Origin of the sequence: Pigmentiphaga aceris (assembly GCF_008119665.1) — a bacterium.
Classification (GTDB): Bacteria; Pseudomonadota; Gammaproteobacteria; order Burkholderiales; family Burkholderiaceae_B; genus Pigmentiphaga; species Pigmentiphaga aceris.
On sequence record NZ_CP043046.1, the window covers coordinates 2048957 to 2075030 of the forward strand.

Consider the following 26074-nt stretch of genomic DNA (forward strand, 5'->3'; position numbering starts at 1 on the left):
GCTAGCAATCAGGCGGCAAAACGGAAGGGGATGGGGGCTGGTTCCGCTGCTTGCAGCGGGGCATGGCGATCATCCGCTTCCACCCCCAGACTGCCCAGCAGGAATTCGCGTATCTCCACGATGCGCGATTCCCGCGCCGGATGACGCTCCGGCAGATTAACGGGAATATCCACAATCAGCTTGCCTTGATCCAGCACCAGAATGCGCTGGGCAAGCGTGATTGCTTCGTCCACATCGTGTGTCACCAGCAGCACCGCAGGCTGATGGTGCTCACACAGCGTGCGCAGCAGCGCATGCATCTTGATGCGCGTCAGTGCATCCAGTGCCCCGAAAGGTTCATCTGCCAGCAGCAGTTCTGGTTCGCGCACCAGCGCACGTGCCAGCGCCACGCGTTGTTGCTCGCCGCCCGACAGCTCGTTCGGCCACGATTTCTCGCGTCCGACCAGGCCTACTTCGGCCAGTGCGTCCAGCGCACGTCTTGTCGGTTGTTCACCGCGCAGCCCGAAGGTGATGTTGTCCAGCAAGGATTTCCACGGCAGCAGCCGCGCATCCTGAAAGACCACAGACAGCTTGTCGGGGACCTGCAACTGGCCTTGGCCGCTGACTTCATGATCCAGCCCGGCCAGCGCGCGCAGGAAGGTGCTTTTGCCCGACCCGCTGCGGCCCAGCAAGGCCACAAATTCCCCTTTGCGGATATCCAGGTCGATGTGATCAAGCACGGTACGGTCGCCGAAGCGGCGTTCCAGCTGCCGCACCCGTACCACCGGTTGATTCGTCAGTCCGCGAGCGTTCGTCGCCATCTCAATACCCTTTTCTGTAGCAGACGGACCAGTCCGTCGGAAGACAAACCCAGGATCGCGTACAGCGCCAGGCCGACCACGATGATTTCGGTCTGCCCGTAGCTGCGTGCCAGTTCGATCATGTAGCCGATGCCGCTGGTGGAATTCACCTGTTCCACGACCACCAAGGCCAGCCAGGACGAGGTCACGGCATAGCGCAGACCCAGCAGGAAGCCGGGCAGGGCACCGGGTAGTACGACATGCCGAATGAACTCGGTTCGGCTTACGCCCAGGGTTTCGGCAAGTTCGAGATACCGGCTGTCGATGCTGCGCAGGCAGTCGTGGGTCTGGATATAGATCGGCACGAACACGATCAGCGCGATGGTGCTGACCTTCATGCCTTCGCCGATGCCCAGCCACAGCATCAGCAGCGGAATCAGCGCAAGGGTAGGGATGGCACGCTTGATCTGCACCGGGCCATCGACCACGTATTCGCCGATGCGGCTCAAGCCCGCCACCACGCCCAGCACACCACCAACCAACACGCCCCAGAACAGGCCTTGCACGGCCCGCCACAACGAGGTCTCGAAGTTCTCCCACAGGCGGCCCGATGCCGCGAGTTCACCGGCCGTCTGCACTACCACCCAGGGTGGAGACAGCGTGCGGGCATCGATGAACCCGGTCAGTGAACCGACCGTCCAGAACGCCAGCAACAACAGCGGGCCGATGATTGCGCCAAAGCGCAGCGGACGTCCGGGACCCAGTCGCGAATGCCGTCTGGCCGTGTCTTGAACGGTAGTGGTGCTTTCGCCTATTGTTCGATCCGCGATAGACGCGACAGGAAGGCTGCTCATTTGCGCGCCACGTTGCTGACCGCCTGGGCGGCGAAGGTTTCATAACGGCGGTCGAACAAGTCTTCTGCCTTGAATGCAGGCTTGCCGGTTTCCTTGGCCAGCAGATCAATCGTCTGCTGCTGGCGGGCAATTGCGTCGGTCCAGTTGGGCGGCAGGTCGGGCTCACCAGCGGACTTGATCAGGAACTGGCTGTCGGCAGGGCTCAAGCCTTGTTGCTGCACGTAGTAGCCCTTGGCCCATTCTTCTGGGTGCTCGTAGATCCAGCGGCTGGCACGGCCCCAGGCCTTGACGTATTCCCGCACGGCGGCAGCTTTTGCCGGGTCGTCGAGCACGGCCTGACGCGCGTAGATGTACCAGGGGTCATCACGCAATTCATGCGAGATCAGCTTGCCCCCATCCGGTCCGTAGTTGGCCAGATAGCGCGGCTGGATGGCTTCGGCAATCGGTGCCGCATCGACCAGTTTGCTGGCAAGCGCATTGGCGTAGACGTCGCCGGTGCTGGGCATCTCGACCAGCTTCACGTCCTTTTGCGTCAGCCCCGCCTTTTGCAGTACACGGAGGATCAACGCACCTTGCGCCTGACCCGGGCTGTAGGCGATCTTCTTGCCACGCAGATCGGCCAGGGTGTCGATCTTCGCACCGGGTGCGATGCCCAGCTTGTAGATCGGATGATTGACCGCGTCCTTGCGGAAACTGGCGGCCACGATCTGCACCGGCAGGCCGGTCCACACGGCGTGGATGGGCGGAATGTCTGCGACTGAACCCAGGTCGAGCGCGTTGGCGCGGAAGGCTTCGATGGTGCGCGGGCCACCGCTGATGTTGGCCCATTTCACCTTGAAGGGAAGCTTGTCGATCTCGCCCGACAGTTCAAGCGCACGCTGGGTTTTGGGGTCACCGATTGCCAGTGTGGTGCCCGGGGGGATGTCGTTCGGAATGGCGGCGGTGTTGCCTGCGTGCGCGGTGGTGGAAAGCATCACGGCAGTGGCCAGCACAGTGCGGACAGCGAGCCCGGCCAGGCGGCGAGAAGACGATTTCAACAAGTCGATGCTCCAAGGAGGCGGCCGCGTGGTGCGGCGTCGCGGGCGAGGCCTGATTGCGCCGCGAATGCCATCTGGGCATTGCGCGGCACATCAGGATCAATCCTTGGATTCTGGTTGAAAGTGTGTCGCGCACTAAGGCATCAATCTTCATATGAATATGGCTGTGCGCGGACGCGTGCGAGCAATATCCATATGGTTGACGGCCGTGCGCAAGTCGGTCATCGGCGCGCGCGAGATCGGCGGTTGGCGCGCTGGTTGTCGGTTTGCAGGTGCGTTGCTGGCGGCGCTTATTTTGCTGGGGCGAACACGCGCAGTCGGTGGCCGTCTGGGTCTGTGGCGAGAACGGCTTCGTTGTTTTCGACGGCAAACGCCAGTTCATTTCCGCCTGCGGGGGCCGAGGCGGCGGGTTCGACACCGTCACGTTGCCACAGGCCGAGCATCAGGCCGGGTTGGAGGGCGAACAGGGCGAACGTGGGGGACGATTCGATGGCCGGAGTGCCTAGCAGCTTGGTGTAGAACTTTTCGCTGCGGGCGGGGCTGTCGACGTAGAGCAGTACGAAGGTGGGGTGGGACATGGTGGGCTCCTGGTGTGAATGCTGAGGCTCGGTGCGCGGTTTTCATGCGTGCCGTGCGGTGGGGTCAGGCATTCATACTGAGGGCTGATGCTGACAGTTTTTGTCAGCAGTGTTTTTGGTGTTGTAGAGGTGCTGGGACTATGACGTTTTGCTGATGAGGTCACGTCTGGGACTGTCTAGCTTTCTGTCTGCCAGGTGCTTGGCTGTTTGCTCAGTTATTGCGTTCTTTTGCCAGTCGCGGGTGGCGGGGGCGTGTCGCCTGCCCCGCTGGACTTACGCGTCGGGACTCCCGCCCTCCACGTCGTCCAGAAGGGCATTCGCCACGCCCCCGCCACCCGCGCCTTCAGAACGGCTTGGTTAAAAGCGAATCCCGCCTTTGGACGATTCGATGTTTCTGGCTGCTCGGGTGCTGTATGCGGCTCCCCCGCAATGGCGTCCGCAGTCCTTGACTACTTACAGGCCGGAGTCGGGGACTTGGCTGGCCAGGTCGCCACGAAGTGACTCAACGGCTCACGGGCCTGGCCGTATATCAGCGGCCTTTTACGGCAGTGCCACTCAAGAAAATTTGCGCGCCTGCTTGGTGGTGGGGTGACACCGAAGCGGGTGGCCGCAGCGTCATGGCATGCGGAGAGCGGCAGCGACAATTGTGGTGCTGGCGGCTGATTTGCATAAAACGTTTGTGCTGCGTGTTGGTCGCGGCTCTTGGCGTGCGGCAGTGCCAGCGCGACCAGGGTGTTGGCGGCTGTTTGATACAGGTGCTCAACGGACGTGTCAGGGCTTCTTGGAAACGCCTGGCAGCGTCAGCATTTACCATCGCTCATCACTGATCTTCATCGCCTCGAACGTTGATCATCGCTCCGAACGTTCAGTACGCAGCCTTCAATACGCCAACTGTCAACGCCCCGCCTTTTCGTCGCATTACCTGGTGCGCGGCCACCCGCTTCCAAGTCACCCCACCACCAAGCAGGCGCACAAATATTCTTGAGTGGCACCGCCCTGAAAGGCCTCTAAAGAACGGCCCGAGACGTGAGCCGCTGACTTGCTTCGTGGCGACCTGATCAGCCAATTCCCCGACTCCAGCCGGGCGACAGTCAAAGACTGCGAACGCCAATACGGGGGAGACGTGACCAGCACCCGAGCAGCCAGAAAATCGCAGTCGTCCACAGGCGGGATCAGCTTCTAATCAAGCCGTTTTGAAGGCGCGGGTGTCGGGGGCGCGTCGCCTGCCCTTCTGGACGACGTGGAGGGCGGGAGCCCCGACGCGTAAGTCCAGCGGGGCAGGCGACGCGCCCCCGACACCCGCGACTGGCTCAGCATCGCTATATGGCAGCATCATGCAACCAACTGACGGAAGAACGCCCACACAGATCAACACGTCTTGCTCACTGCGGCCGTGCAATACCTTCCCGTTCACGCCACAGCTTCAGCAACACCTGACGTCGCTGCGGATAACGCTCGTCAAGTTCATGGACTGACAACAATCGGTCCACCCGGAAATGCCGCAAAGATTGACGCGTTTCACACCACGCGATCAACACACGAACACGATCAAAAAAGCCTAGCGCCACTGGCCAGACGCGACGTTCGGTCTGCTCACCCGATAGCGCGTGATAAACGATGTCCAGCTTGTGCTCCGACCGCACCGCACGCCGCAACACAGGCAGATAGCCATGCGCATTGGCTGGCAAATCGGCTGGCGAATCAGTGGGACCAACCAGAAGCGGCGTCGCCGCGATCGCTTCCCGCAAATCCGCCGGCAACACCGCGCCAATCTTCGCCAACGCATTATTGGCAGCCTGCGCCAGCTCGGGATCGGTATGCCTCGACACCCAGCGGATGCCCAGCGTCAACGCATCGAGTTCAGCCGGTGAAAACATCAACGGTGGCAACAGAAAACCCGGCCGCAGCACATAACCCACACCCGCCTCACCCTCGATCTCCGCACCTTGCGCCTGCAAACTGGCAATGTCCCGATACAGCGTGCGAAGACTGACGCCCAAGGTCTGCGCCAACACTGCACCACTTATCGGATGCCGATGACGGCGCAGGCACTGCATCAATTCGAGCAATCGTTCAGCGCGGGACATGATGATGGCAATACTTGGATAGGAGGAGAAGCAGTAGTCGCAGAACGGCGACGCCATCACCTGGATAGTGAAGTTGCCCAGCGCTTGTGATCAGCACTGAACATGCGGCGACACTGAAGAGCTGGTGTCTGGCCGACTATGATCATAAGCAGATATTGTTCGGCAGCCTGCATGCAGGTGCCCGCTGCTGGTTCAAGCAAAGCCGAGCCTTTCCCGCAAATCCGATGTCGATGGATAGCAAATCAAACCCACCGCGGACGCGAGCAAAGCAAGCGTCTCCCCAGCGAAGACAGTGTCGAAGGGCGGTCTTAAGCCCAAATTTTAAGCCGAACCCCTAATGCAAAAAGCCCGGTTCGCATTTGCGAGCCGGGCTTCTCTAAATTCTTTTGGCTCCCCGAACTGGACTCGAACCAGTGACCTGCGGATTAACAGTCCGTCGCTCTACCAACTGAGCTATCAGGGATCAACCAAGAAAAAGATCATAGCAGAGTTTTTCCGGCTTTGTCAAAGCGGGTGCTTTTTAATGCAAAGACGCGACAACCCGGCCGGTCATACATCTAATGCGTATGAGGGACTCCCGAGGATGAGTAACTTTGCTAAATTCGAAGCCTTACTTTCGCTTCGTCGATGCGGGCATAGGGGTCTCGCGTTGCAGTGACGGAAGCGCTTCGGACAGCAACAGGCCGCCATGATCGCGTTATCGACTCCCATTGCCCGTAAGCTCGGTGCCAACATCTATGGCGACAGCCCGGAAACCTTGCTGTTCCTGAACGGTTTCGGCACCGAACAACAGGTGTGGCAGCACCAGGTCGAGCGTTTCGCTGACGCTTTCAGTGTCATCACCTTCGATCACGTGGGCTCGGGGCATTCCGATGTCGATGCCTACTCGCCCGCCCGGTATATGTCGCTGTACGACTACGCCGACGACGTATTGGCGCTGATCGATGAACTGGGGCTGGAAGACGTGTCCCTGGTCGGTCATTCTGCCGGTGCCATGGTGGCAGCAGTGGTGGCCGTCGCAGCCCCCATGCAGGTGCGCCGCCTGGTCATGATCGGTGCGTCGCCGCGTTACCTGAACGATGGCGCTTACGTGGGTGGCTTCGATGCCAACGCGATCCAGGGCATGCTCGCGGCCATGCAGTCCGACTACCACGCCTGGGCGACCGGCTTCTCGAAACTGGTGGCGGCCAACCCAGATCAGCCGCAGCTTGCCGACACCTACAGCGACTACCTGCGGTCCATGCGGCCTGACATTGCCCATGCCACGCTGAAGACCATCTTCAATTCCGACATGCGCGGCATTCTGGCGCAGATTCTGCCGCCGACACTGGTGGTCCAGGCCGACGAAGATATCGCCGTGCCGCGTGAGGTTGGCGAATATCTGGCCAGCCATATTCCGCGCGCTGAGCTGTGCGAGATCGGCTTCACCGGTCATCTGCCGCACATGCTCGATCCGGAAGCCATCGGCAACCTGATCGAAGACTTTTTGATCCGCGAAGACACCAGGCCCGATGCCGTTTGAGTCTCAGCGCGCGCGGGTTGACGCGCTGCGTGTACTCACTGGTGCCGACCTAGTGCTGGCGCTGGAATGGCCCGAACCCGGCCAGGCGCGGGTGACGATGTCGGCCCCCATGTTGGCCGACTTGCGCCAGATCCGGTTGGCCCAACCAGGTGATGACACCGGTGGTCTTGTCATGGGCGGTGGCGGCCAAGGCGCGCGCCTGCCGTCCGCGCTGATGGTGCATCTGTCCGGTGGCGTGCAGCGCTGGTTGGTATTGCGAATCGGCCCCGACATGGGTGTGCTGATGGCCTGGGGGCCGGGCAGTGTGTTGCCGCGCTGGATCGATCTGCCTGCGGCAACCGTATCCACGGCCATGCGCGACGTGCTCGCGCAATCGTCCGCGCTGCTTGACGACGGCCCGCTGGTTCGCCTGTCGGCCATCATGGCCACTTTGCCGCAAGCCATTGTGCTGGTCGATGACGATGGCGGCCATGCGCTGGCGAACGAGCCCGCATCCGTCTTGCTGGGCGTGCCTGCCGGTGATGTGCCGGGTGCGGTATTGCGAGAAGGCTTTCAACGCCTGCTGGCGCAGGTCGACCCTAGCTTGGGCATTCCCGCTGCCGCCGAACGCATCATCCAATCGCGGCGCGATCTGGGCGACTGGTTGTGGGAACTCAGTGGCGTGCCAGCGCGCAGTTTCCGGGTCACCACCGTGGCCTTGTCCGGTGAACGGGTCAACGGGCGCTTGTGGGTGTTCGATGACATCACAGCGCTGCGCGAGGCCGAGCGTGCGCTGACGCTGCGCAATGGCGAACTTGCGGCGCTGAACACCGAACTTGAGCAAGCCCGGATGGTGGCCGACGCGGCCAACGCGTCGAAGTCTTCCTTCCTGGCGAACATGAGCCACGAGATCCGCACGCCGATGAATGCGGTGATCGGGCTAAGCCACTTGGCGCTCAAGACCGAACTCGACGCCCGGCAGCGCGACTACCTGAACAAGATCAAGTCATCGGGCACAGCCTTGTTGGGCGTGCTCAACGACATTCTTGATATCTCGAAGATCGAGGCTGGCAAGCTGTCGCTTGAATGCATCGATTTTGATCTGCATGCTGTACTGGAAAATCTGTCGGGCGTGATGGCGTATCGCGCGATGGAAAAGAACCTTGAGCTGGTCTTTGCGCTGGCACCGCAGGCCCCGGTTGCGCTGGTTGGCGATCCGCTGCGATTGGGTCAGATACTGCTGAATCTGGCTACCAACGCAATCAAGTTCACCGGGCAAGGCGAAATTCTGGTGGCGATCGATGTGCTGGATGTCAGCGATCGCACGGCCACGCTTCGCTTTGCGGTGCGCGATACAGGCATCGGCATGACACCTGAGCAGCAGGCGGCGCTGTTCCGGCCTTTCAGTCAGGCAGACAGTTCAACCACGCGCCGTTTTGGCGGCACGGGTCTGGGGCTGGCCATCAGCCAGCAACTGGCAACCATGATGGGAAGCCGCATTGCGGTGGACAGCGCGCCAGGGCAGGGCAGCACCTTCTACTTCGATATCTGCTTCGAGCGTCAACAGCACGAAGGCGGTGCGTCGCCGCGCCGACACGCCAATCTGGCGGGCCGTCGTGTGCTGGTGGTCGATGACAGCCGCAGCGCGCGTGACATGCTGGTGGCCACCTTGTCTGCGTGGTCGGCGCAGGCGAGTCAGGCTGCGTCCGGCCAGGCGGCGCTTGCCAGCATGGAGGCAGCGGCCGCACAAGGTCAGCCCTTTGAGCTGGTACTGGTGGATTGGCGCATGCCCGACATGGACGGCATCGAGTTGATCCGCGCGATTCGTCAAGATGCGCGACTTGGCACGCCTCGTGTGTTCCTGTTGTCCAGCTACGGTCGTGAAGACATTGTCAGCGCCGCCGATGCCTTGGCGGTGGATGCCTTGTTGATCAAGCCGATTGACGCATCGGTGTTGTTCAACGCGGTGCAGGCGGTGGCCTTGGGCGAGCCGGGCGAGGTGCATGATGCGGTGTTGTCGCAGGTGGCATCGTTGCCAACATCGACCCCAGCCAGCACCACCGAGTGTGCATCGCTGGCTGGTGCGCGCGTGTTGCTGGCTGAAGATAACGACATCAATCAGCAGATCGCAGTGGCCTTGCTGGCAGAGCTTGGCATCGAAACCGATGTGGCCGAAACCGGTCGGGTGGCGGTGGACAAGGCGCTTGCTGCGGGGGCACGTTACGACGCGGTGCTGATGGATTTGCAGATGCCGGACATGGACGGCCTGGAGGCCACGCGCCAGATCCGTCGACAACTGCCGGCCACTGCCTTGCCCATCATCGCGATGACGGCCCACGCGATGGAGAGCGAGCGCCAGCGCTGCCTGGACGCCGGCATGAATGACCATGTGTCGAAACCGGTGGACCCGGACATGCTGGCGCGGACCCTGCGGCGCTGGATTGCTGCGCGGTCCTCAGAAGACCGGAGCTCTGAGCGGATGGCTGATCGCATGACGGAGCGGACAGCAAGCTCGGTTCAGGCATCCACTGGTGAAGTAACCGAATCAATCGCAGCACCGACACTTGGTGGCCATGCATCGACGTTTGCTGTGGACACGATGCAGGCACGCGCAAGTGTATTGGCTCGCATCGGTGGCGACGTGGCCTTGCTGGATCGTCTGCTGACGCGGTTCATGCAGCAGTACGCCACCTTGCCGGCAGATTTTCAGGCCTTGCTGGCGGACGGACGCAGCACCGAGGCTGCACAACTTGCGCACGGTGTGCGCGGCGTGGCTGCGAACCTGGGCTTGGACGCATTGGCGGCGGCAGCCGCACAGGCCGAACAGCAGTTCGCCACGCCTGCGCGCGCCGGCGATGCCATCTGCATGCAGGCCCTGGCAGACGCCTTGGCCGATGCGTTGGTGACGGCAGCATCGTGGCAAGGGGCGACTGCGTTGAATCAGTCCGCCACGCCCGGATCGCCCCTCACGCCTGTCTTGATGACACCGGTAGCAGGCAAGCCTGCAGCAACACCAGCGGCGGCGATCACGGCAGCAACCCCGCCTGCAGGCGCGCCCCGCATTCTGGTGGTCGATGACGAGTCCATCAACATCGCCATCCTGGTAAGTGCGCTGGGCAGCACTTACACCATCATTCCCGCGCGCAGCGGAACCAAGGCACTGGCCCTGGCGGTGGATCAGCGGCCCGAGCTGATTCTGCTCGACGTGATGATGCCGGACATGGATGGCTACGAGGTCTGCCGTCAGCTCAAAGCCAGCGTCGATACCCGTGACATTCCGGTGATCTTTGTCACCGCGCTGACCGATGGGCAGGCCGAGGCATTCGGCCTGGAACTGGGCGCGGTTGATTACCTGACCAAGCCTGTGCAGCCGGCGATCGTGCGTGCGCGGGTACGCAATCACCTGGAGCTGAAACACGCACGCGACAGCTTGTCGCGGCAGGTCATGGTGGATGGGCTGACCGGCATTGCCAATCGTCGCCGCTTCGATGAAGTGCTGGCTGCCGAAGCGCGCCGCATGCGCCGCAGCGGTCGGCCGCTGTCGGTGATCATGATCGATGTGGATCACTTCAAACGCTACAACGATCGCTATGGTCATGTTGCCGGTGATGTCTGCCTGCAGACCGTCGCGCGTGCGATTGCCGATGCCTTGCATTATCCGACCGACTGCGCGGCGCGTTATGGCGGCGAGGAGTTTGCGTGCATCTTGCCCGATACCTCGGCAGTCGATGCACAGCCGATTGCTGAGCGCATTCGTGCAGCCGTCCAAGCGCTGGATCTCGCGCACGAAGATTCGCCCACCAGCAGCCGCGTGACCATCAGCCTGGGCGTGGCAAGCCTGGCGCAGTTGGGTCCGATTGCATCGGTGCAGGAGCCGAGTGCTGCACGTCAGGCAGACGCAGCCGTCGGTGCCAAGTTGGTTGCCTTGGCCGACGAGCAGTTGTACGAGGCAAAGCGCAGCGGACGCAATCGTGCGGTTGCGGCGAGTTTGATGTCGGCGATTGGGTGAAGGCAGGTGGGCATAGGTAGTGAGCGGGCTCGGGCTCGCGCTGCGTGCTGATGCGTTGGGCAAGTGGCTTCAGCCAGCGAACCTCAAACGGTTTCAGGCTGCAGTAAGCCTGGGCGGAAAAGCACGTGCTAAACCTTGGCGCACCGCGATTTCCCATCGCGATCCGCCAGGTTTTCTGTAATGCTGCGCATGCACAAAGATGCAGAGGTTCATACTTTACGTCCCATGCGCATCGCCACTCATCGTGGTCCACATGCGCGTCTAGTGGTGCCGCTTCCCGGTGCCGTACCAGACCCAGGACACCTGTCATGACACGAGCCGTCTTTCCCTCCCTTCTTCCTTTGGCGTTGGTTATTTCCATGTATTCAAGTCAAGGTTTCGCGCAGCAATCCGCTGTGCGTGACGAGTTCTTCTGGTTGGGCGAAATAAACAAGGCCACCGCCGTGATCAACACGGAAGAGGGCTTGCTGGACAAAGCGATTGCGCCGCGTCTGGCGGCCGGCGTGGCCAAGGTGATCAACGACGGCAACCAGCCGGGCGGCAAGCGTCCTACCATCGTGATCAACTTCGAACCGCTGCTGATTGCCGCCGCTGGTCCTGAGGTCACCTTGCTGCACGCCGGTCGTTCCAGCCAAGACATGCACGCCACCTACCGCGCCGCCATCTTGCGCGACGACATGCTGAACCTGGCCGATCAGTTGAACAAAACCGCCGGTTCTTTGGTGACGCTTGCTGCCAAGCACAGCGAAACCGCCGTGCCCAACTACACCAATGGCGTGGCTGCACAGCCAAACAGCTACGGCCATTACCTGCTTGGTCATGCCGCAGGGCTTGATCGCGATGCACAGCGCATCCGCGAAGCGTATGCCCGTGTCGATCGTTCCGCCATGGGCACCACGGTATTGAACGGCACCAGCTGGCCGCTGAACCGCCCCCGCATGGCCAATTACCTTGGCTTCGCGGCTACCGTCGACAACGCCTATGATGCAGCGCAGATTTCGCCGGTGGACGAGCCGGTGGAAGTGAGTGCGATCGTGACCAGCATCGCCTTGCATACGGGTCACTTCATCCAGGACGTGATGACCCAATACGCGCAGCCCCGGCCCTGGATTCTCCTGCAAGAAGGTGGTGCCAACACCTATGTGTCCAGCGCCATGCCGCAAAAGCGCAATCCCGGTCTGCTGATCGCCACGCGCGGAGACGCGTCCACGGCTGTGTCGCTTGCACAGGGTGTGGTCATCATGGCCCATAACATCACTCCGGGCATGGAAGATCCCAAGAAGACCAAGGCCAACAGCGCTATGGTCAACAGTGCAATTACCGCCTTGAAGGGGTGGGACCAGATTCTGCACGCCATGGTGATCAACCCGGAGCGTGCGCTGGAAGAACTCAACAACGATTGGACCGCCTCGCAGGAACTGGCCGACGTGTTGATGCGCAAGTACAAGCTGCCGTTCCGCGTGGGTCACCACTTCGCATCGGAAGTGGTGGGCTTTGCGAAGAAGCAGGACATCAAGCCGCTTGATTTCCCGTATGCCGAGGCCAAGCGCATTTACGCTGAAACCATCAAGCACGACACCTCGGGCGGCAACTATGCAGCCGAGCTGCCGATGGACGAAGCCGAGTTCCGCGCCACGCTGGACCCAATCGCCATCATCAAGAACCGCGCATCGGCCGGTGGCCCGCAACCTGCGGAAATGGCACGCATGTTGAAGGTGTCGAATCAGAAGCTTGCCGATCAGGCTGCCTGGATCACCGAGAAGCGCGGTCATATCGCGTCATCTTTGGCCAAGCTGGATAACGACTTCAATAAACTGTTGGCGGAAAACCAGGGTAAGTAACCAAGGCAAGTCACTAACGCAAGTTGCGCCGTCAACGCAGCGCCATGATGGCAGCCGGGCAGTGTCTGTGACCAGGCGCTGCCCGGCTTTGAGTTTTGGGAAGGGGGCTTGGCACGCATTCACAGCGACCAGCTGATTCGTGCAGCTGGATCGCAGATGAGAAAGCTGCTGACAAGAAGCCAGGAAGAAAGACCAAACCCGAAAGCCAGACGAAAAAAAGCCCAGGTCAGTGATGACCTGGGCTTTTTTTAGAATTTTGGCTCCCCGAACTGGACTCGAACCAGTGACCTGCGGATTAACAGTCCGTCGCTCTACCAACTGAGCTATCAGGGAATTGTCTTAATCGTCTAACGCACTTCGATCTTGCGACTGCTTGGTCTTATAGCTTGGTTTGCACCTTAGCTATCGATTACCAAAACAGCCCTAAAACTGGTTCGGCATTATAACCATTTAAAAAGCCCAGGCTGATTTAAGCACTGGGCTTTTATTAAAGTGCACACGGTTTTCTATGTGCACTTTTTCTATCCACTTTTCGGCGCTACGCATTATAGCGACCGAGTATTCTTGGCTCCCCGAACTGGACTCGAACCAGTGACCTGCGGATTAACAGTCCGTCGCTCTACCAACTGAGCTATCAGGGAATTGAGACAAACATTATAGCTACTCTATCAATCGTGTGCAAATCGAAGCGGGCTGTTTTTGCTTGATTCGCACACGATTTCTACAAAACTGCGTCAGTCCTTCAGCACATCGGCAATGGCGTCGACCACGGCATCGATATTCTGATTGTTCAGCGCGGCAACGCAGATGCGGCCGGTGCCGATTGCGTACACGCCGTGCTTTTCACGCAGCGCATCGACTTGAGCCGAGGTCAGGCCCGAGTACGAGAACATGCCGCGCTGTGCCAGCACGAAGCTGAAGTCGCGTTGCACGCCACGGGCCTTCAGCTTTTCGACCAAAGCGGTGCGCATGGCGCGAATGCGGTCACGCATCTCGGCCAGTTCGTCTTCCCACTCCAGGCGCAAGGTCGGGGTGTTCAGAATGGTGGCCACGACCGTGCCGCCGTGCGTCGGCGGGTTCGAATAGTTGGTGCGGATCACGCGCTTCAGCTGGCTCAGTACCTTGCCGGTTTCATCGCTGTTGGCCGTGACGATCGTCAGTGCGCCGACGCGCTCGCCGTACAGCGAGAACGACTTCGAGAACGACGAGCTGACCAGGAAGGACAGACCCGATGCGGCGAACTGGCGGACCGCAAACGCGTCTGCGTCGATGCCGTCACCGAAGCCTTGGTAGGCGATGTCGAGGAAGGGCACCAGACCACGCGCCTTGATCACATCAACGACCTTCGCCCACTGTTCGGCCGACAGGTCCACGCCCGTCGGGTTGTGGCAGCAAGCGTGCAGCACGACAATGGTGCCGGCGGGGTAGCTGTTCAGGCTGGCCAGCATGCCTTCGGGATCGATGCCGTGGGTGGCTGCGTTGTAGTAGCTGTAGTTGACGACTTCAAAGCCGGCGTTTTCGAACAGCGCGCGGTGGTTTTCCCAGCTCGGGTCGCTGATGGCAACCTTGGCGTTCGGCAGCAGGCGCTTCAGATAGTCGGCACCGATCTTCAGGGCACCGGTACCGCCCAGTGCCTGGGCAGTGACCAGGCGCTTTTCAGCGATCAGCGGCGACGATTCCGTGAACAACAGCTTCTGCACGGCCTGGTTGTAGCCGGTGATGCCATCGATCGGCAGGTAACCACGGGCGCTGGCAGCTTCCAGGCGAGCGACTTCTGCGTTGCGCACGGCTTTCAGCAGCGGAATTCGGCCTTCGTCATTGAAGTACACGCCGACACCAAGGTTGACCTTGGTGGTGCGGGCATCCGCGTTGAATTGTTCATTCAGACCCAGAATCGGGTCACGAGGAGCCTGTTCCACATTGGCGAAGAGCGAAGTCATGAGCGTGCGTCCCTTGGGGTTTCGCGAGAGTTGAGTCAAGGCCTCGGCGAGGCCATCACGTACGAAATCAGTGCTGTCGAACTGCGGCGACAACGTTGCGGTTGCCACGTTACGGTTACAACGTGCAGGGGCAGGGTGCATGGCGCTGCTCGCTTCCATGTCATCCTGCTGGCCGTCCCATCTTTCCCGAACGCTATATAGATAGCGGCTCAAAGGAAAGCCGAAGACGGCGTCGGCGACCGGTATCACCGTCACCCGGCGTACCCCCACCAGTGTTACCACCCTGTGCCTGCATGCCTGGCCAAAATCCAATGCGGCGCAGAACTTGCAGAAGCAGCTTGCAAAACCAGCTTGCAAAACCGACAAGTGCCCTACATCTGGGTTGCTGGCTAAGACTGCTGGCATCTGGCTCCCGTTTCCGGGCGCGCTTGACGTCAGCCGTTGGCAACTCTTGAGTCTACCATGCAGACAGCCCCCTCCGATCTCGACACCGCCACCCAAGCTTCCGTGGATGCGCCGCCGCATTCGGTCAACGGCGGCGCGGCTGCACCTGGCTTCCTCAAATACGAAAACAGTCCCTTCGAGCTGTATCAGCCCTATCCGCCGGCTGGGGATCAGCCCACTGCCATTGAAGGCTTGGTGGAAGGCGTGCGCGACGGCCTGATGTACCAGACGCTGCTTGGCGTGACCGGCTCGGGCAAGACCTTCACCATGGCCAACGTGATTGCCCAGTTGGGTCGTCCTGCGCTGGTGCTGGCACCGAACAAGACGCTGGCTGCACAGTTGTACGCCGAAATGCGCGAGTTCTTCCCCCGCAATGCGGTTGAATACTTCGTGTCGTACTACGACTACTACCAGCCCGAAGCCTACGTGCCGACGCGCGACCTGTTCATCGAAAAGGACTCGTCGATCAACGAGCACATCGAGCAGATGCGCCTGTCAGCCACCAAGAGCCTGCTGGAGCGCCGCGACACCATCATCGTCGGCAGCGTGTCCTGCATCTACGGTATCGGCAATCCCAGCGACTACCACGCGATGGTGCTGGTGCTGCGCAGTGGCGACCGCATTGGTCAACGTGACCTGATCGCGCGTCTGGTCGCCATGCAGTACACCCGCAACGATGCCGACTTCACTCGTGGTGTATTCCGGGTGCGTGGCGAGACCATCGACATTTTCCCCGCCGAGCACGCGGAACTTGCACTGCGCGTGACCTTGTTCGATGACGAACTGGAAACCCTGGAGCTGTTCGACCCGCTGACCGGCAAGGTACGGCAGAAGATCCCGCGTTTCACGGTTTATCCCAAGTCCCACTATGTGACCCCGCGCGATACCGTGGTGCGTGCCATTGACAACATCAAGGCGGAACTGCGCGATCGCGTGAAGGTGTTTGTGGATGACGGCAAGCTGGTCGAGGCACAACGGCTGGAACAGCGCACGCGCTTCGATCTGGAAATGCTGCAGGAACTGGGTTTCTGCAAAGGCATCGAGAACTATTCGCGTCATCTGTCGGGCGCGCAGCCGGGTGAGCCGCCGCCGACCCTGATCGACTATCTGCCGCAAGATGCGCTGATTTTCGTCGATGAAAGCCACGTCACCATGGGGCAGATCGGTGGCATGTATCGCGGCGACCGGTCGCGCAAGGAAACGCTGGTCACCTACGGCTTCCGTTTGCCGTCGGCGATGGACAATCGTCCGCTGAAATTCGAAGAATACGAAGGCAAGGCGCGTCAGTCGGTGTTCGTATCAGCCACGCCTGCTGCCTACGAGCAGACTCATTCGGACAATGTGGTCGAACAAGTGGTCCGTCCGACCGGGCTGGTTGATCCGGTGGTTGAGGTGCGGCCTGCCGGCTTCCAGGTGGACGATGTGCTGGGCGAGATTCACCAGCGCGTGGCGGTCGGCGAGCGGGTGCTGGTCACGACCCTGACCAAGCGCATGGCGGAAGACCTGACCGACTTCCTGGCGGATCACGGTGTGAAGGTGCGCTATCTGCACTCGGACATCGACACGGTTGAGCGCGTGGAAATCATCCGCGATCTGCGCCTGGGCACCTTCGATGTGCTGGTGGGCATCAACTTGTTGCGCGAGGGCCTGGATATTCCTGAGGTCTCGCTGGTTGCCATTCTGGATGCGGACAAGGAAGGTTTCCTGCGATCCGAGCGAAGCCTGATCCAGACCATCGGTCGGGCAGCACGGAACATCAATGGCAGGGCGATTCTGTACGCTGACCGTGTGACGGCATCAATGCGCCTGGCTATCGATGAAACCGCACGCCGGCGCGACAAGCAGACGCAGTTCAATCTTGAAAACGGCATCACCCCGCGTGGGGTGAACAAGCAGGTGCGCGATCTAATCGACGGCGTGTACGCCCCGTCAGGCGATCAAGAGGCCAACAAGGCTTCGGAAGACGCGCTGCGTGTCGAGGCGATGGGCGAGAAGCAATTGGCCAAGGAGATCAAGCGGCTTGAGAAAGCCATGCTGGATCACGCGAAGAACCTGGAGTTCGAGCAGGCTGCCAAGGCGCGTGATCAGCTGGCCAAGCTCAAGGAACATGTGTTCGGCGCGTCGGGTTCGACCGGAGCTTGATAGGCGCTTCCGGTCAGGGGTTGTCTCGCAGTTTTGGAACCGCAGGCGTAGCTGTATGGTCCATTGTGCAGTGCCCCTGAAAACGCGCACTAATTTGGTGCTTTATGCTCGATCGTCGGGATTAGCACAACTTGAGAAATCATGCTTATTTGTGTAAATCTGCATGGTATTGGCTTGCAAGTATTTGATTTGATTCGAGAATTTTTGGCATATCGAAATTCTGCGAACGCAAAAAATGCTTGATCTGAGCGGGGTTTTCCCGCACACTTCTGGACATGATGACCAAGGTTCTTTTCGTGTGCATGGGCAATATCTGCCGCTCCCCGAGCGCAGAGGGCGTGTTTCGTCGTCTCGTCAAAGACGGCGGGCTGTCTGACGTAGTCACTATGGACTCCGCGGGCACGCACGCTTTTCACATTGGTGAATTGCCGGACGCGCGGGCGCAAGCTGCTGCTCGCAAACGTGGCTATGATATCTCAACGCTGGAAGCGAGGCAGATCCGTGCCGACGACTTCCGCGAGTTCGATATCATTTTGGCGATGGACTGGGACAATCTGTCGCTGATGCAGCAGCAGTGCCCCAAGCAATATCAGCACAAGCTCATGCTGCTGATGCGCTTCGCCAATGAGTACGAAGAGGCCACCGTGCCTGAACCGTACTACGGCGGGCCTGAGGGCTTCTCCAAAGCGCTCGATTACATCGAGGACGCCTGTCAGGGTCTGCTCGAGGTAGTGCGCAAGCGCGCCACCCAGTACCAGGCAGCCTGACGCCGTTGCCAAGGTTCCGAGGGATCGGAGCCTGGCCGTGTCAGAAGAAAAACACCGTGCAGCATGCGCGGTGTTTTTGTTTGTGCTGCCGTTTTCCCCAATTGTTGTTTTACCAGGGTAGTGCGGGCGTTGCCGTGCACATCTATTGGTCTATACCCTAGTAAAAAGTTCGGGAATTAGCTATACTTGACGAAATTAGTAAGGAATCGCCGTTACACGCAGCGCGCCGCGAGTATACCGCTAGACGTATACCCCAGACGCCAGTCCCACAGCGACGACTCCGCACCGTCAGGGAGTCCTGAATGCGACTGACTACCAAAGGTCGGTTTGCCGTAACTGCGATGATCGATCTGGCCCTCCGTCAACACGGCGGCCCGGTGACATTGTCGGCCATCAGCCAGCGGCAAAACATCTCGCTGTCCTATCTCGAGCAACTGTTCGGCAAGCTGCGCCGGCACGAACTCGTGGACAGCATGCGCGGTCCGGGTGGCGGTTATTCGCTGGCCAAGCTGGCGCGTAACGTAACTGTCGCCGACATCATCTATGCCGTCGATGAACCGCTGGACGCCACCGATTGCGCGGGCAAGCAAGACTGTAATCGTGGCAACGATGGCAAGGCCGGCAAGTGCATGACACACGAACTCTGGTCCACGCTCAACCGGAAGATGGTCGAGTATCTGGACTCCGTTTCCTTGCAAGACCTGGTCGACCAGCAGCGCATGCGTGAACTGCATGAATCGACCAAGTCTGTGCTGGTCGATCGCCGCTGCGGCACGCAGCCCGCCGAGACTACTGCTGCGCTGTAACGCGCGCGGTCACTTTTTCGCAGGACAAGACATGAGCAAGAAGCCCGTTTATCTCGATTACTCCGCGACCACGCCGGTAGACCCGCGCGTCGTCGACAAGATGGTGCCCTGGTTGTACGAAAACTATGGCAATCCTGCATCGCGCAGCCACTCCATTGGTTGGGATGCGGAAGCTGCCGTCGAGAACGCGCGTCAGCAAGTGGCCAGCCTGGTCAATGCCGACCCGCGCGAAATCGTGTGGACCTCGGGCGCGACGGAGTCGAACAACCTGGCTATCAAGGGTGCGGCCAACTTCTACATCGAGCGTGGCAAGCACATCATCACGGTCAAGACCGAGCACAAGGCGGTGCTGGACACCTGTCGCGAACTCGAACGCCAAGGTTTCGAAGTCACCTACCTCGACGTGCTGGAAAACGGCTTGCTCGATCTAGACGTGCTGCGCGCAGCCATCCGCCCGGACACGGTGCTGGTGTCGGTCATGTTCGTGAACAACGAAATCGGTGTCGTGCAAGACATCGCCCAAATCGGTGAAATCTGCCGCGAGAAGCGTGTGGTCTTCCACGTCGATGCCGCACAAGCCACCGGTAAGGTTCTGATCGACTTGCAAACGCTGAAAGTGGACCTGATGTCCTTCAGCGCGCACAAGACTTACGGCCCGAAGGGCATCGGTGCGCTGTACGTGCGTCGCAAGCCGCGTATCCGTATCGAAGCGCAAATGCACGGCGGCGGCCACGAGCGTGGTTTCCGTTCGGGCACGCTGGCTACCCACCAGATCGTGGGCATGGGCGAAGCCTTCGAGCTGGCACAAAAGGAAATGGCAACCGAGAACGAGCGTATCCGCATGCTGCGCGATCGCCTGTTGGCTGGCTTGTCCGACATCGCCGAGATCTACGTGAACGGTGACATGGAACAACGTGTCCCGCACAACCTGAACGTAAGCTTCAACTACGTTGAAGGCGAGTCGCTGATCATGGCGGTGAAAGACCTGGCGGTGTCCAGCGGCTCGGCCTGCACCTCGGCCAGCCTGGAACCGTCCTATGTGTTGCGCGCCCTGGGTCGCAGCGACGAACTGGCACACAGCTCGATCCGCTTCACCATCGGCCGCTTCACGACTGAAGCCGAAATCGATTTCACGACCTCGCTCATGAAGGGCAAGGTTGAAAAGCTGCGCGATATGTCGCCCCTGTGGGAAATGGTCCAGGAAGGCATCGACATCAATACCGTGCAGTGGGCTGCACACTGATATTGGAGAGTTGACATGGCATACAGCGAAAAAGTCGTCGACCACTACGAAAATCCCCGCAACGTCGGCGGGTTCGACAAAAACGACACCTCTGTTGGTACCGGCATGGTCGGTGCACCGGCTTGCGGCGACGTGATGAAGTTGCAGATCAAGGTCAACGAATCGGGCATCATCGAAGATGCCAAGTTCAAGACCTATGGCTGTGGCTCGGCAATTGCTTCCAGCTCGCTGGTGACCGAATGGGTCAAGGGCAAAACGCTGGATCAGGCGCTGGACATCCGCAACACGCAGATCGCCGCCGAATTGGCTTTGCCGCCGGTCAAGATCCACTGTTCCATCCTCGCCGAAGACGCCATCAAGGCAGCCGTCGAGGACTACCGCGTCAAGCATCAGGCACAGGCGCACTAAAGGACCGATATGTCCATCTCGCTGACCGCAAATGCGGCACGTCACGTCAACCGTTATCTGGAACGCCGCGGCAAGGGCCTGGGCCTGCGTCTTGGCGTGCGTACCACCGGATGCTCGGGCTTGGCGTACAAGCTTGAATATGTCGACGAACTTGCTCCTGAAGATCAGGTCTTCGAGAGCAATGGCGTGCGGGTCATCATCGACCCGAAAAGCCTGGCCTATCTTGACGGCACGGAACTCGACTACACGCGTGAAGGCCTGAACGAAGGCTTCCGGTTCAACAACCCGAATGAGAAGGCGCAGTGCGGCTGCGGTGAGTCGTTCACTGTCTGATGCGCGAAGACCCCGATCATTTCACGCTCTTAGGCCTGCCCGCGAAGTTCGCGCTCGACCGCACCCGTCTGGATGCGGCGTGGCGCGAAGCGCAGGCGCAAGTCCATCCCGACCGCTTTGCCGTTGGATCGCCCGCTGAGCGGCGCGTGGCCATGCAGTGGGCATCTCGTGTGAACGAGGCCTATCGCGTGCTGCGTTCCCCGCTGGAGCGGGCGCGTTATTTGTGCGAACGCGCTGGGCAGGACTTGCAGGTCGAGACCAACACCGCGATGGCCCCCGGCTTCCTGATGCAACAGATGGAATGGCGGGAAGCTCTGGACGACGCGCGCGCCAGCCGCGAGATGGCACCGCTTGATGCGTTGGCCGACGACTTGAGCGCCACCCGCAAACAACTCAGCGAAGACATCGTCACCTTGCTGGACGAGGCGGGCGATCACGCCGCCGCCAGCGCGCGCGTGCGCGAGTGGATGTTCATCGAAAAATTCTCCGACGAGATCGACACGGCGCGTGATCGCCTGGCCGACTCGCACTGATCAGAAAAGAATCGCATGGCGCTTTTGCAGATTGCCGAACCCGGCATGTCAGAAGCCCCCCACCAGCGCAGGCTGGCGGTGGGTATCGACCTCGGGACCACCAACTCGCTTGCCGCTTCTGTGCGTCATGGCGCGGCCGAAGTGCTGCGTGACGAAGACGGTTTTGCGCTGATGCCATCGGTTGTGCGCTACCTGCCGGGCGGTGCGGTGAAGATCGGCCGCGAGGCTGCCGCTGCCCAGTCCGACGACCCGCAGAACACCATTGTGTCGGTGAAGCGCTTCATGGGCCGCAGCCTGGCCGATGTCGAGGCAGCAGACGCGCCTTATCACTTCGTCGATGCGCCTGGCATGCTGCGTTTGAGCACACGGCATGGTGAAGTCAGCCCCGTGGAAGTCTCGGCGCAAATTCTTGCCAAGCTGCGCCAGTTGTCGGAAGACGTATTGGCCGATGATATTGTCGGTGCCGTCATCACCGTGCCGGCGTACTTTGACGACGCACAGCGCCAGGCAACCAAAGACGCCGCCAAGCTTGCCGGCCTGAACGTGCTGCGCCTGCTGAACGAACCGACCGCTGCGGCAATCGCTTACGGCCTGGATAACTCGGCTGAAGGCGTATACGCCATCTACGATCTGGGTGGTGGCACCTTTGACATCTCGATCCTGCGCCTGGCGCGTGGGGTCTTCGAAGTCATCGCCACGGGCGGCGACACCTCGCTTGGCGGGGATGACTTCGATTCAGCCATTGTGTCTGCCTGGGTGGCCGACCAGGCCATCGACATCACCGGCCTGGAAGATCGTCGCGCCTTGCTGGTTGCCGCGCGTGCCATGCGCGAAGCGCTGACTGACGCTCCGTCGGCCGCGCGCAAACTCGTGCTGGTCGATGGCCGCGAACTGTCGCTGTCGTTGACCCGCGATGCGTTTGAAGCCTTGGTGGCACCGCTGGTTCAACGCACGCTGGCAAGCGTGCGCCGCGCATTGCGCGATGCCAAGCTCAAGCCGGAAGAGGTCGATGGCGTGGTCATGGTGGGCGGTTCCACCCGCATGCCGGTGGTGCGCGATGCCGTGGCGGCCGTATTCGGCAAGCCTGCGCTGACTGATCTGAACCCTGACGAAGTGGTGGCGCTGGGCGCGGCCATGCAGGCCAATCTGCTGGCCGGCAACCGTGCGCCCGGCGAAGACTGGTTGCTGCTGGATGTGCTGCCGCTGTCGCTGGGCCTGGAAACCATGGGTGGGCTGGTGGAGCGCGTGATTCCGCGCAACAGCACCATTCCCGTGGCGCGCGCCCAGGAATTCACCACCTTCAAGGACGGCCAGACCGCCATGGCCATTCACGTGCTGCAAGGCGAACGTGAACTGGTCACGGACTGTCGATCCCTGGGGCGTTTCGAGTTGCACGGCATTCCGCCCATGGTGGCTGGTGCCGCCCGCATTCGTGTCACGTTCCAGGTAGATGCTGATGGTTTGTTGAGCGTGACGGCGCGTGAGCAAAGCTCGGGCGTTGAATCGTCGATCACCGTGAAGCCGTCCTACGGCTTGTCGGACGATGAAGTGGCAAAGATGCTGTCCGATGGCATGGGTCACGCCGACGACGACATGCACGCACGCAGCTTGCGCGAACAGCAGGTAGATGCTCGCCGTCTGGTGGAAGCCGTACAGGCTGCGCTGGCCGTCGATGCCGACTTGCTGGATGCCAATGAACTGGCTGCCGTGCAGGCACAGTTGGTGGCTACCGAACACGTCATTGCACAGACCGAATCGACCTTCGCGACGCAGGCAGCAACGAAAGACAGTGGCGACCCGATCAAGGCCGCCGTCGATGCCTTGTCGCAGCTTACCGAAGACTTTGCGGCCCGCCGCATGAATCGCAGCATTCGCACGGCCTTGGCCGGTCGCAAGCTCGAAGACATTTAAATACAGACATCACCATGCCCAAGATCACCATCATGCCGCACCCCGAACTCTGTCCCCAAGGTGCCGTGCTTGACGCGCCCAAGGGTCAGAACATCTGCCGCATCTTGCTGGACAACCACATCGACCTGGAGCACGCATGCGAGCTGTCGTGCGCATGCACAACCTGCCACGTTGTCGTGCGCGAGGGCTTCTCGTCGTTGGAAGCGGCCGACGACAACGAAGAAGACATGCTCGACAAAGCATGGGGCTTGTCCTCGACTTCGCGTCTGAGCTGCCAGGCAATCGTGCAAGACGCTGACCTGACCGTTGAAATTCCCAAGTACACGGTCAACCACGCGAGCGAGAAGCATTAAAACGTTTGTTGTCTGTGCCGGATAACGTTGGATCCGGTCAGAAAGTAAGCGTCAAACCTGTGTCATGCTTCATTGGTATGAATGATCAATCGGCTCTTATCGGGCCGATTTGTCGTTTTGGCTATATGAATTGACGCGCTGCCATAGACCAGTCTGTATCATTATGAAACTCCAGAGCCTTGACTGCGTTCCGCGTTTTCGGAACACCGGCATCTGAATCGAGAGGATCGTTTTGGCCAGAAAGAATAAACCCGCCGCAGCCATTGGCTTGGCGGTCATCGCCCTGTTGGGTTTGTTGGGCTTGGTGGCACTGCCTGTCTCGGACTGGTGGTGGTTCAGTATCGCCATTGCAGGGGCTGCCTGGTTGATCTATACGGTAGCAACCAGCATGGGCTCGGCGGCACCGGTTGCCACTGCTGCCAGAACTTCCGCTGCTGCAGGCGCAGCCAAGCCGGCAAGCGTCGGTCCGTCGACCATGCGGCCCGGCCCGTCGGTCAAGCGCCCAGCGGCAGTGCGTGCGCCCCTTGAAGGCTTTGGCCCCGGCATGTGGATTCCGCAAGGGCAGGCCGTGTCGGTCGCTGACGTGACAATTCCCGGCGGCCTGCTGTATTTCGGCACCTCGCTCAAAACCCACAACGGCAGCATCGATCCCTGCCTGATCGATCCGTCCAAGGAAGTTGCGGCCCGTGGCGACTACACCGCCCGCGATCTGGGGTCCTGGCCCAGCTATTCGAACATTTCTCCGATGGCGCGTCGTGCCTACCTGAATTGGCTGGCAGGTGGTCGTTCCGACCCCGCCGCCAACGTCGGCTACGTGTATCTGTTCTTCTACGGCCTGGAACGTCGAGCGCTCATCGACATTACCAACGAACCGGAAAGCCGCAACGACTGGCCGATCATCATCAAGGAAGTCTGGCGTCTGCTGGGCATCTACGGTGGCAAGTCGCCGGCGTTCAGTGCGTCTGCCAGCCAGTTGCTGAATTGGTTGCTGGTCTGCGAACGGCCGTCGAAGATTTACAAGAACCCGGTGCCGCCGTTCCCGAAGACGTCGGAATTGCCCTTGTATATCCGCTTTGCACTGGGCAATGCGGTGGTCGATGGCGTGCCGATCCCGGATCACCTGGCTCTGGCCTGGGCCAAGCTGGACCCGGACGTCCACCTGCGTACGCCGGCGATTCGCTGTGCAGACAAGTTCGATACGCTGTTCATGTCGCATTATTCGAAAGCCCACGGCTTTGGCATGACCGTTCGGCAAAACCGCACGACGCTGAAAAGCAGTTACCGCGCAGCGTCACCCGGTTTCCACGGACTGAGCGAATTCAAACTGAACTTCGGCGAGTTGCCTGACATCAGCGTGATGACAGCGCCACGCCAGAAGATCATCAACATCGTGGATGCCGTCACCAAGGAATTGGAACCGTACAGCCGCGCTATCGGCCGTAACCCCGAAGACTATGACTCGCTTGAAGGGCTGTTGCACCTGCCGGCCAATCTATGGCCAGAAAGCGCACGTAGTCTGCCTGCTCAGGTCGGTGAAGAATTCCTGGTCGCACCCTTCGAGGAATTGCTGGCTTGCCTGGAAGTGACCACTCCCTTCACCAGCGATCGCGGCCCCGCGTTGACGCGTGTGCTGCAAGCGCTGAATCTAGGCATGGCACCGGAAGTGGTGAACGGATCGGATGTCCCAGACGGCAAAGCGCCGATCGTGCTGTTTGCAATGCCCCCGGGCGAACAGATCGCAGCAGCGTCGCCCAACTTCCAGGCCGGGTTGCTGAGCCTGCAACTGGGCGTTGCCGCCGCACATGCCAATGGCAGCTTCGGGGACGCCGAGATCACGCATCTCAGCTCGCAGATCCATGCCTGGACGCAACTGAACGCCAATCACCAGCGTCGTCTGATGGCTTATCTGCGCCTGCTGATCGACGTGCCGGTCTCCCTGGAAAGCCTGAAGGCAAAGCTGTCGCAGCTAGATGCCGCATCCAAAGAGTTCCTGGCGGCGGTCATGAGCAGTCTGCTGCAGGTTGGCAGCACGCCCACGCCTGAAGAATCCAAGATGCTGGAAAAGATCTACGAGGCACTGGCAGTTCAATCCAAGCCAGACCCTGCACGTATTTCGGGTCTGCGCCGCGATACCTCCAAGGTGTCTGCCTTGCTGGCCACCATCTTCAGCGAAGAAGAGCCGCCACCAGTCGTGCGCGCACCTGTCGAACCCGAATACGAAGCGCCGGAACCCGAGCCTGGTCTGTTGGGCTTGGACGCCGAACACACCAGCGTGGCCCGCATGCTGCTGTCGCGCTCGCGCTGGCGTCGGGACGAATTGCACGATGTCGTCACCGACCTGGACATTCGCCTGGATGGCGCGCTGGAACGCCTGAACAACGCGTCCTTCAGCAAGTACGGCATGCGCTTCACTGAAGGGGATGACCCCATCGACGTCAGCCCGATGGTGCGTCAGAAGATCGAGGGCAACGCATCATCTTGATGCATTCCGTTATGGCGCGTCGATGC

General features: G+C 60.6%; 19 protein-coding genes and 3 tRNA genes. 13 read left to right on the plus strand and 9 right to left on the minus strand.

The window, feature by feature from the left end:
* Window positions 1-8 precede the first annotated feature (8 nt).
* From FXN63_RS08625 to FXN63_RS08650, 6 genes are all read right to left on the minus strand, one after another.
* A complete protein-coding gene (locus FXN63_RS08625; protein ID WP_148814284.1) occupies window positions 9-800 on the minus strand; it encodes an ABC transporter ATP-binding protein in 792 nt (263 codons plus the stop codon).
* A complete protein-coding gene (locus tag FXN63_RS08630; protein WP_148814285.1) occupies window positions 776-1633 on the minus strand; it encodes an ABC transporter permease in 858 nt (285 codons plus the stop codon). Before FXN63_RS08630 ends, FXN63_RS08625 begins: the two co-directional genes overlap by 25 nt.
* The gene (locus FXN63_RS08635) at window positions 1630-2673 is read right to left on the minus strand and encodes an ABC transporter substrate-binding protein (RefSeq protein ID WP_246165074.1); all 1044 of its coding nucleotides are present in this window, start codon (window positions 2671-2673) and stop codon (window positions 1630-1632) included. Before FXN63_RS08635 ends, FXN63_RS08630 begins: the two co-directional genes overlap by 4 nt.
* 287 nt (window positions 2674-2960) lie before the next feature.
* Complete coding sequence (locus FXN63_RS08640) at window positions 2961-3248, minus strand: VOC family protein (RefSeq protein ID WP_148814286.1); 288 nt, start codon at window positions 3246-3248, stop codon at window positions 2961-2963.
* A gap of 1382 nt (window positions 3249-4630) precedes the next feature.
* Window positions 4631-5335 (minus strand): helix-turn-helix transcriptional regulator, encoded by a 705-nt coding sequence (locus tag FXN63_RS08645; protein ID WP_148814287.1) that lies wholly within the window; start codon window positions 5333-5335, stop codon window positions 4631-4633.
* Between the two features lie 387 nt (window positions 5336-5722).
* Window positions 5723-5798 (minus strand) — tRNA-Asn (locus FXN63_RS08650).
* Between the two features lie 225 nt (window positions 5799-6023).
* Here FXN63_RS08650 and FXN63_RS08655 point away from each other — a divergent pair.
* The 3 genes from FXN63_RS08655 (at window position 6024) to FXN63_RS08665 (ending at window position 12686) form a co-directional block, all read left to right on the plus strand.
* Window positions 6024-6857, plus strand: coding sequence for an alpha/beta fold hydrolase (locus tag FXN63_RS08655; RefSeq protein WP_148814288.1), 834 nt, complete (start codon window positions 6024-6026; stop codon window positions 6855-6857).
* Window positions 6847-10845, plus strand: coding sequence for a response regulator (locus FXN63_RS08660; protein WP_148814289.1), 3999 nt, complete (start codon window positions 6847-6849; stop codon window positions 10843-10845). Before FXN63_RS08655 ends, FXN63_RS08660 begins: the two co-directional genes overlap by 11 nt.
* 359 nt (window positions 10846-11204) lie before the next feature.
* Window positions 11205-12686 (plus strand): argininosuccinate lyase, encoded by a 1482-nt coding sequence (locus FXN63_RS08665; protein WP_246165075.1) that lies wholly within the window; start codon window positions 11205-11207, stop codon window positions 12684-12686.
* Window positions 12687-12943: 257 nt separating this feature from the next.
* Here the strand turns inward: FXN63_RS08665 and FXN63_RS08670 are convergent.
* The 3 genes from FXN63_RS08670 to FXN63_RS08680 all read right to left on the minus strand — a co-directional run bounded on the left by FXN63_RS08670 (window position 12944) and on the right by FXN63_RS08680 (window position 14626).
* Window positions 12944-13019 (minus strand) — tRNA-Asn (locus FXN63_RS08670).
* 232 nt (window positions 13020-13251) lie between these two features.
* Window positions 13252-13327 (minus strand) — tRNA-Asn (locus tag FXN63_RS08675).
* Window positions 13328-13420: 93 nt separating this feature from the next.
* Entirely contained in the window at window positions 13421-14626 is a 1206-nt protein-coding gene (locus FXN63_RS08680; protein WP_148814291.1) for an amino acid aminotransferase, read from the minus strand.
* 462 nt (window positions 14627-15088) lie between these two features.
* Between FXN63_RS08680 and uvrB the strand changes: the two genes are divergently transcribed.
* The 10 genes from uvrB (at window position 15089) to FXN63_RS08730 (ending at window position 26048) form a co-directional block, all read left to right on the plus strand.
* Window positions 15089-17212 (plus strand): excinuclease ABC subunit UvrB, encoded by a 2124-nt coding sequence (gene uvrB, locus FXN63_RS08685; RefSeq protein WP_148814292.1) that lies wholly within the window; start codon window positions 15089-15091, stop codon window positions 17210-17212.
* Window positions 17213-17487: 275 nt separating this feature from the next.
* Window positions 17488-17979, plus strand: coding sequence for a low molecular weight protein-tyrosine-phosphatase (locus FXN63_RS08690; protein WP_148814293.1), 492 nt, complete (start codon window positions 17488-17490; stop codon window positions 17977-17979).
* 302 nt (window positions 17980-18281) lie between these two features.
* Window positions 18282-18785: an Rrf2 family transcriptional regulator gene (locus FXN63_RS08695; protein WP_148814294.1), complete on the plus strand. Its 504-nt coding sequence runs from the start codon at window positions 18282-18284 to the stop codon at window positions 18783-18785.
* 31 nt (window positions 18786-18816) lie between these two features.
* Window positions 18817-20028, plus strand: coding sequence for an IscS subfamily cysteine desulfurase (locus FXN63_RS08700; RefSeq protein WP_148814295.1), 1212 nt, complete (start codon window positions 18817-18819; stop codon window positions 20026-20028).
* 15 nt (window positions 20029-20043) lie between these two features.
* Complete coding sequence (iscU, locus tag FXN63_RS08705) at window positions 20044-20436, plus strand: Fe-S cluster assembly scaffold IscU (protein ID WP_148814296.1); 393 nt, start codon at window positions 20044-20046, stop codon at window positions 20434-20436.
* 9 nt (window positions 20437-20445) lie between these two features.
* Window positions 20446-20769, plus strand: coding sequence for an iron-sulfur cluster assembly protein IscA (gene iscA / locus FXN63_RS08710; protein ID WP_148814297.1), 324 nt, complete (start codon window positions 20446-20448; stop codon window positions 20767-20769).
* Complete coding sequence (gene hscB, locus FXN63_RS08715) at window positions 20769-21302, plus strand: Fe-S protein assembly co-chaperone HscB (protein WP_148814298.1); 534 nt, start codon at window positions 20769-20771, stop codon at window positions 21300-21302. The genes iscA and hscB overlap by 1 nt, the downstream gene beginning before the upstream one ends.
* A gap of 15 nt (window positions 21303-21317) precedes the next feature.
* Window positions 21318-23213 carry a Fe-S protein assembly chaperone HscA gene (hscA, locus tag FXN63_RS08720; protein ID WP_148814299.1) on the plus strand — a complete coding sequence of 632 codons (1896 nt, stop codon included), beginning with the start codon at window positions 21318-21320 and terminating at the stop codon, window positions 23211-23213.
* A 14-nt stretch (window positions 23214-23227) separates the two neighbouring features.
* Complete coding sequence (gene fdx, locus FXN63_RS08725) at window positions 23228-23566, plus strand: ISC system 2Fe-2S type ferredoxin (protein WP_148814300.1); 339 nt, start codon at window positions 23228-23230, stop codon at window positions 23564-23566.
* A 232-nt stretch (window positions 23567-23798) separates the two neighbouring features.
* Window positions 23799-26048, plus strand: coding sequence for a tellurite resistance TerB family protein (locus FXN63_RS08730; protein WP_148814301.1), 2250 nt, complete (start codon window positions 23799-23801; stop codon window positions 26046-26048).
* Window positions 26049-26074: the final 26 nt, after the last annotated feature.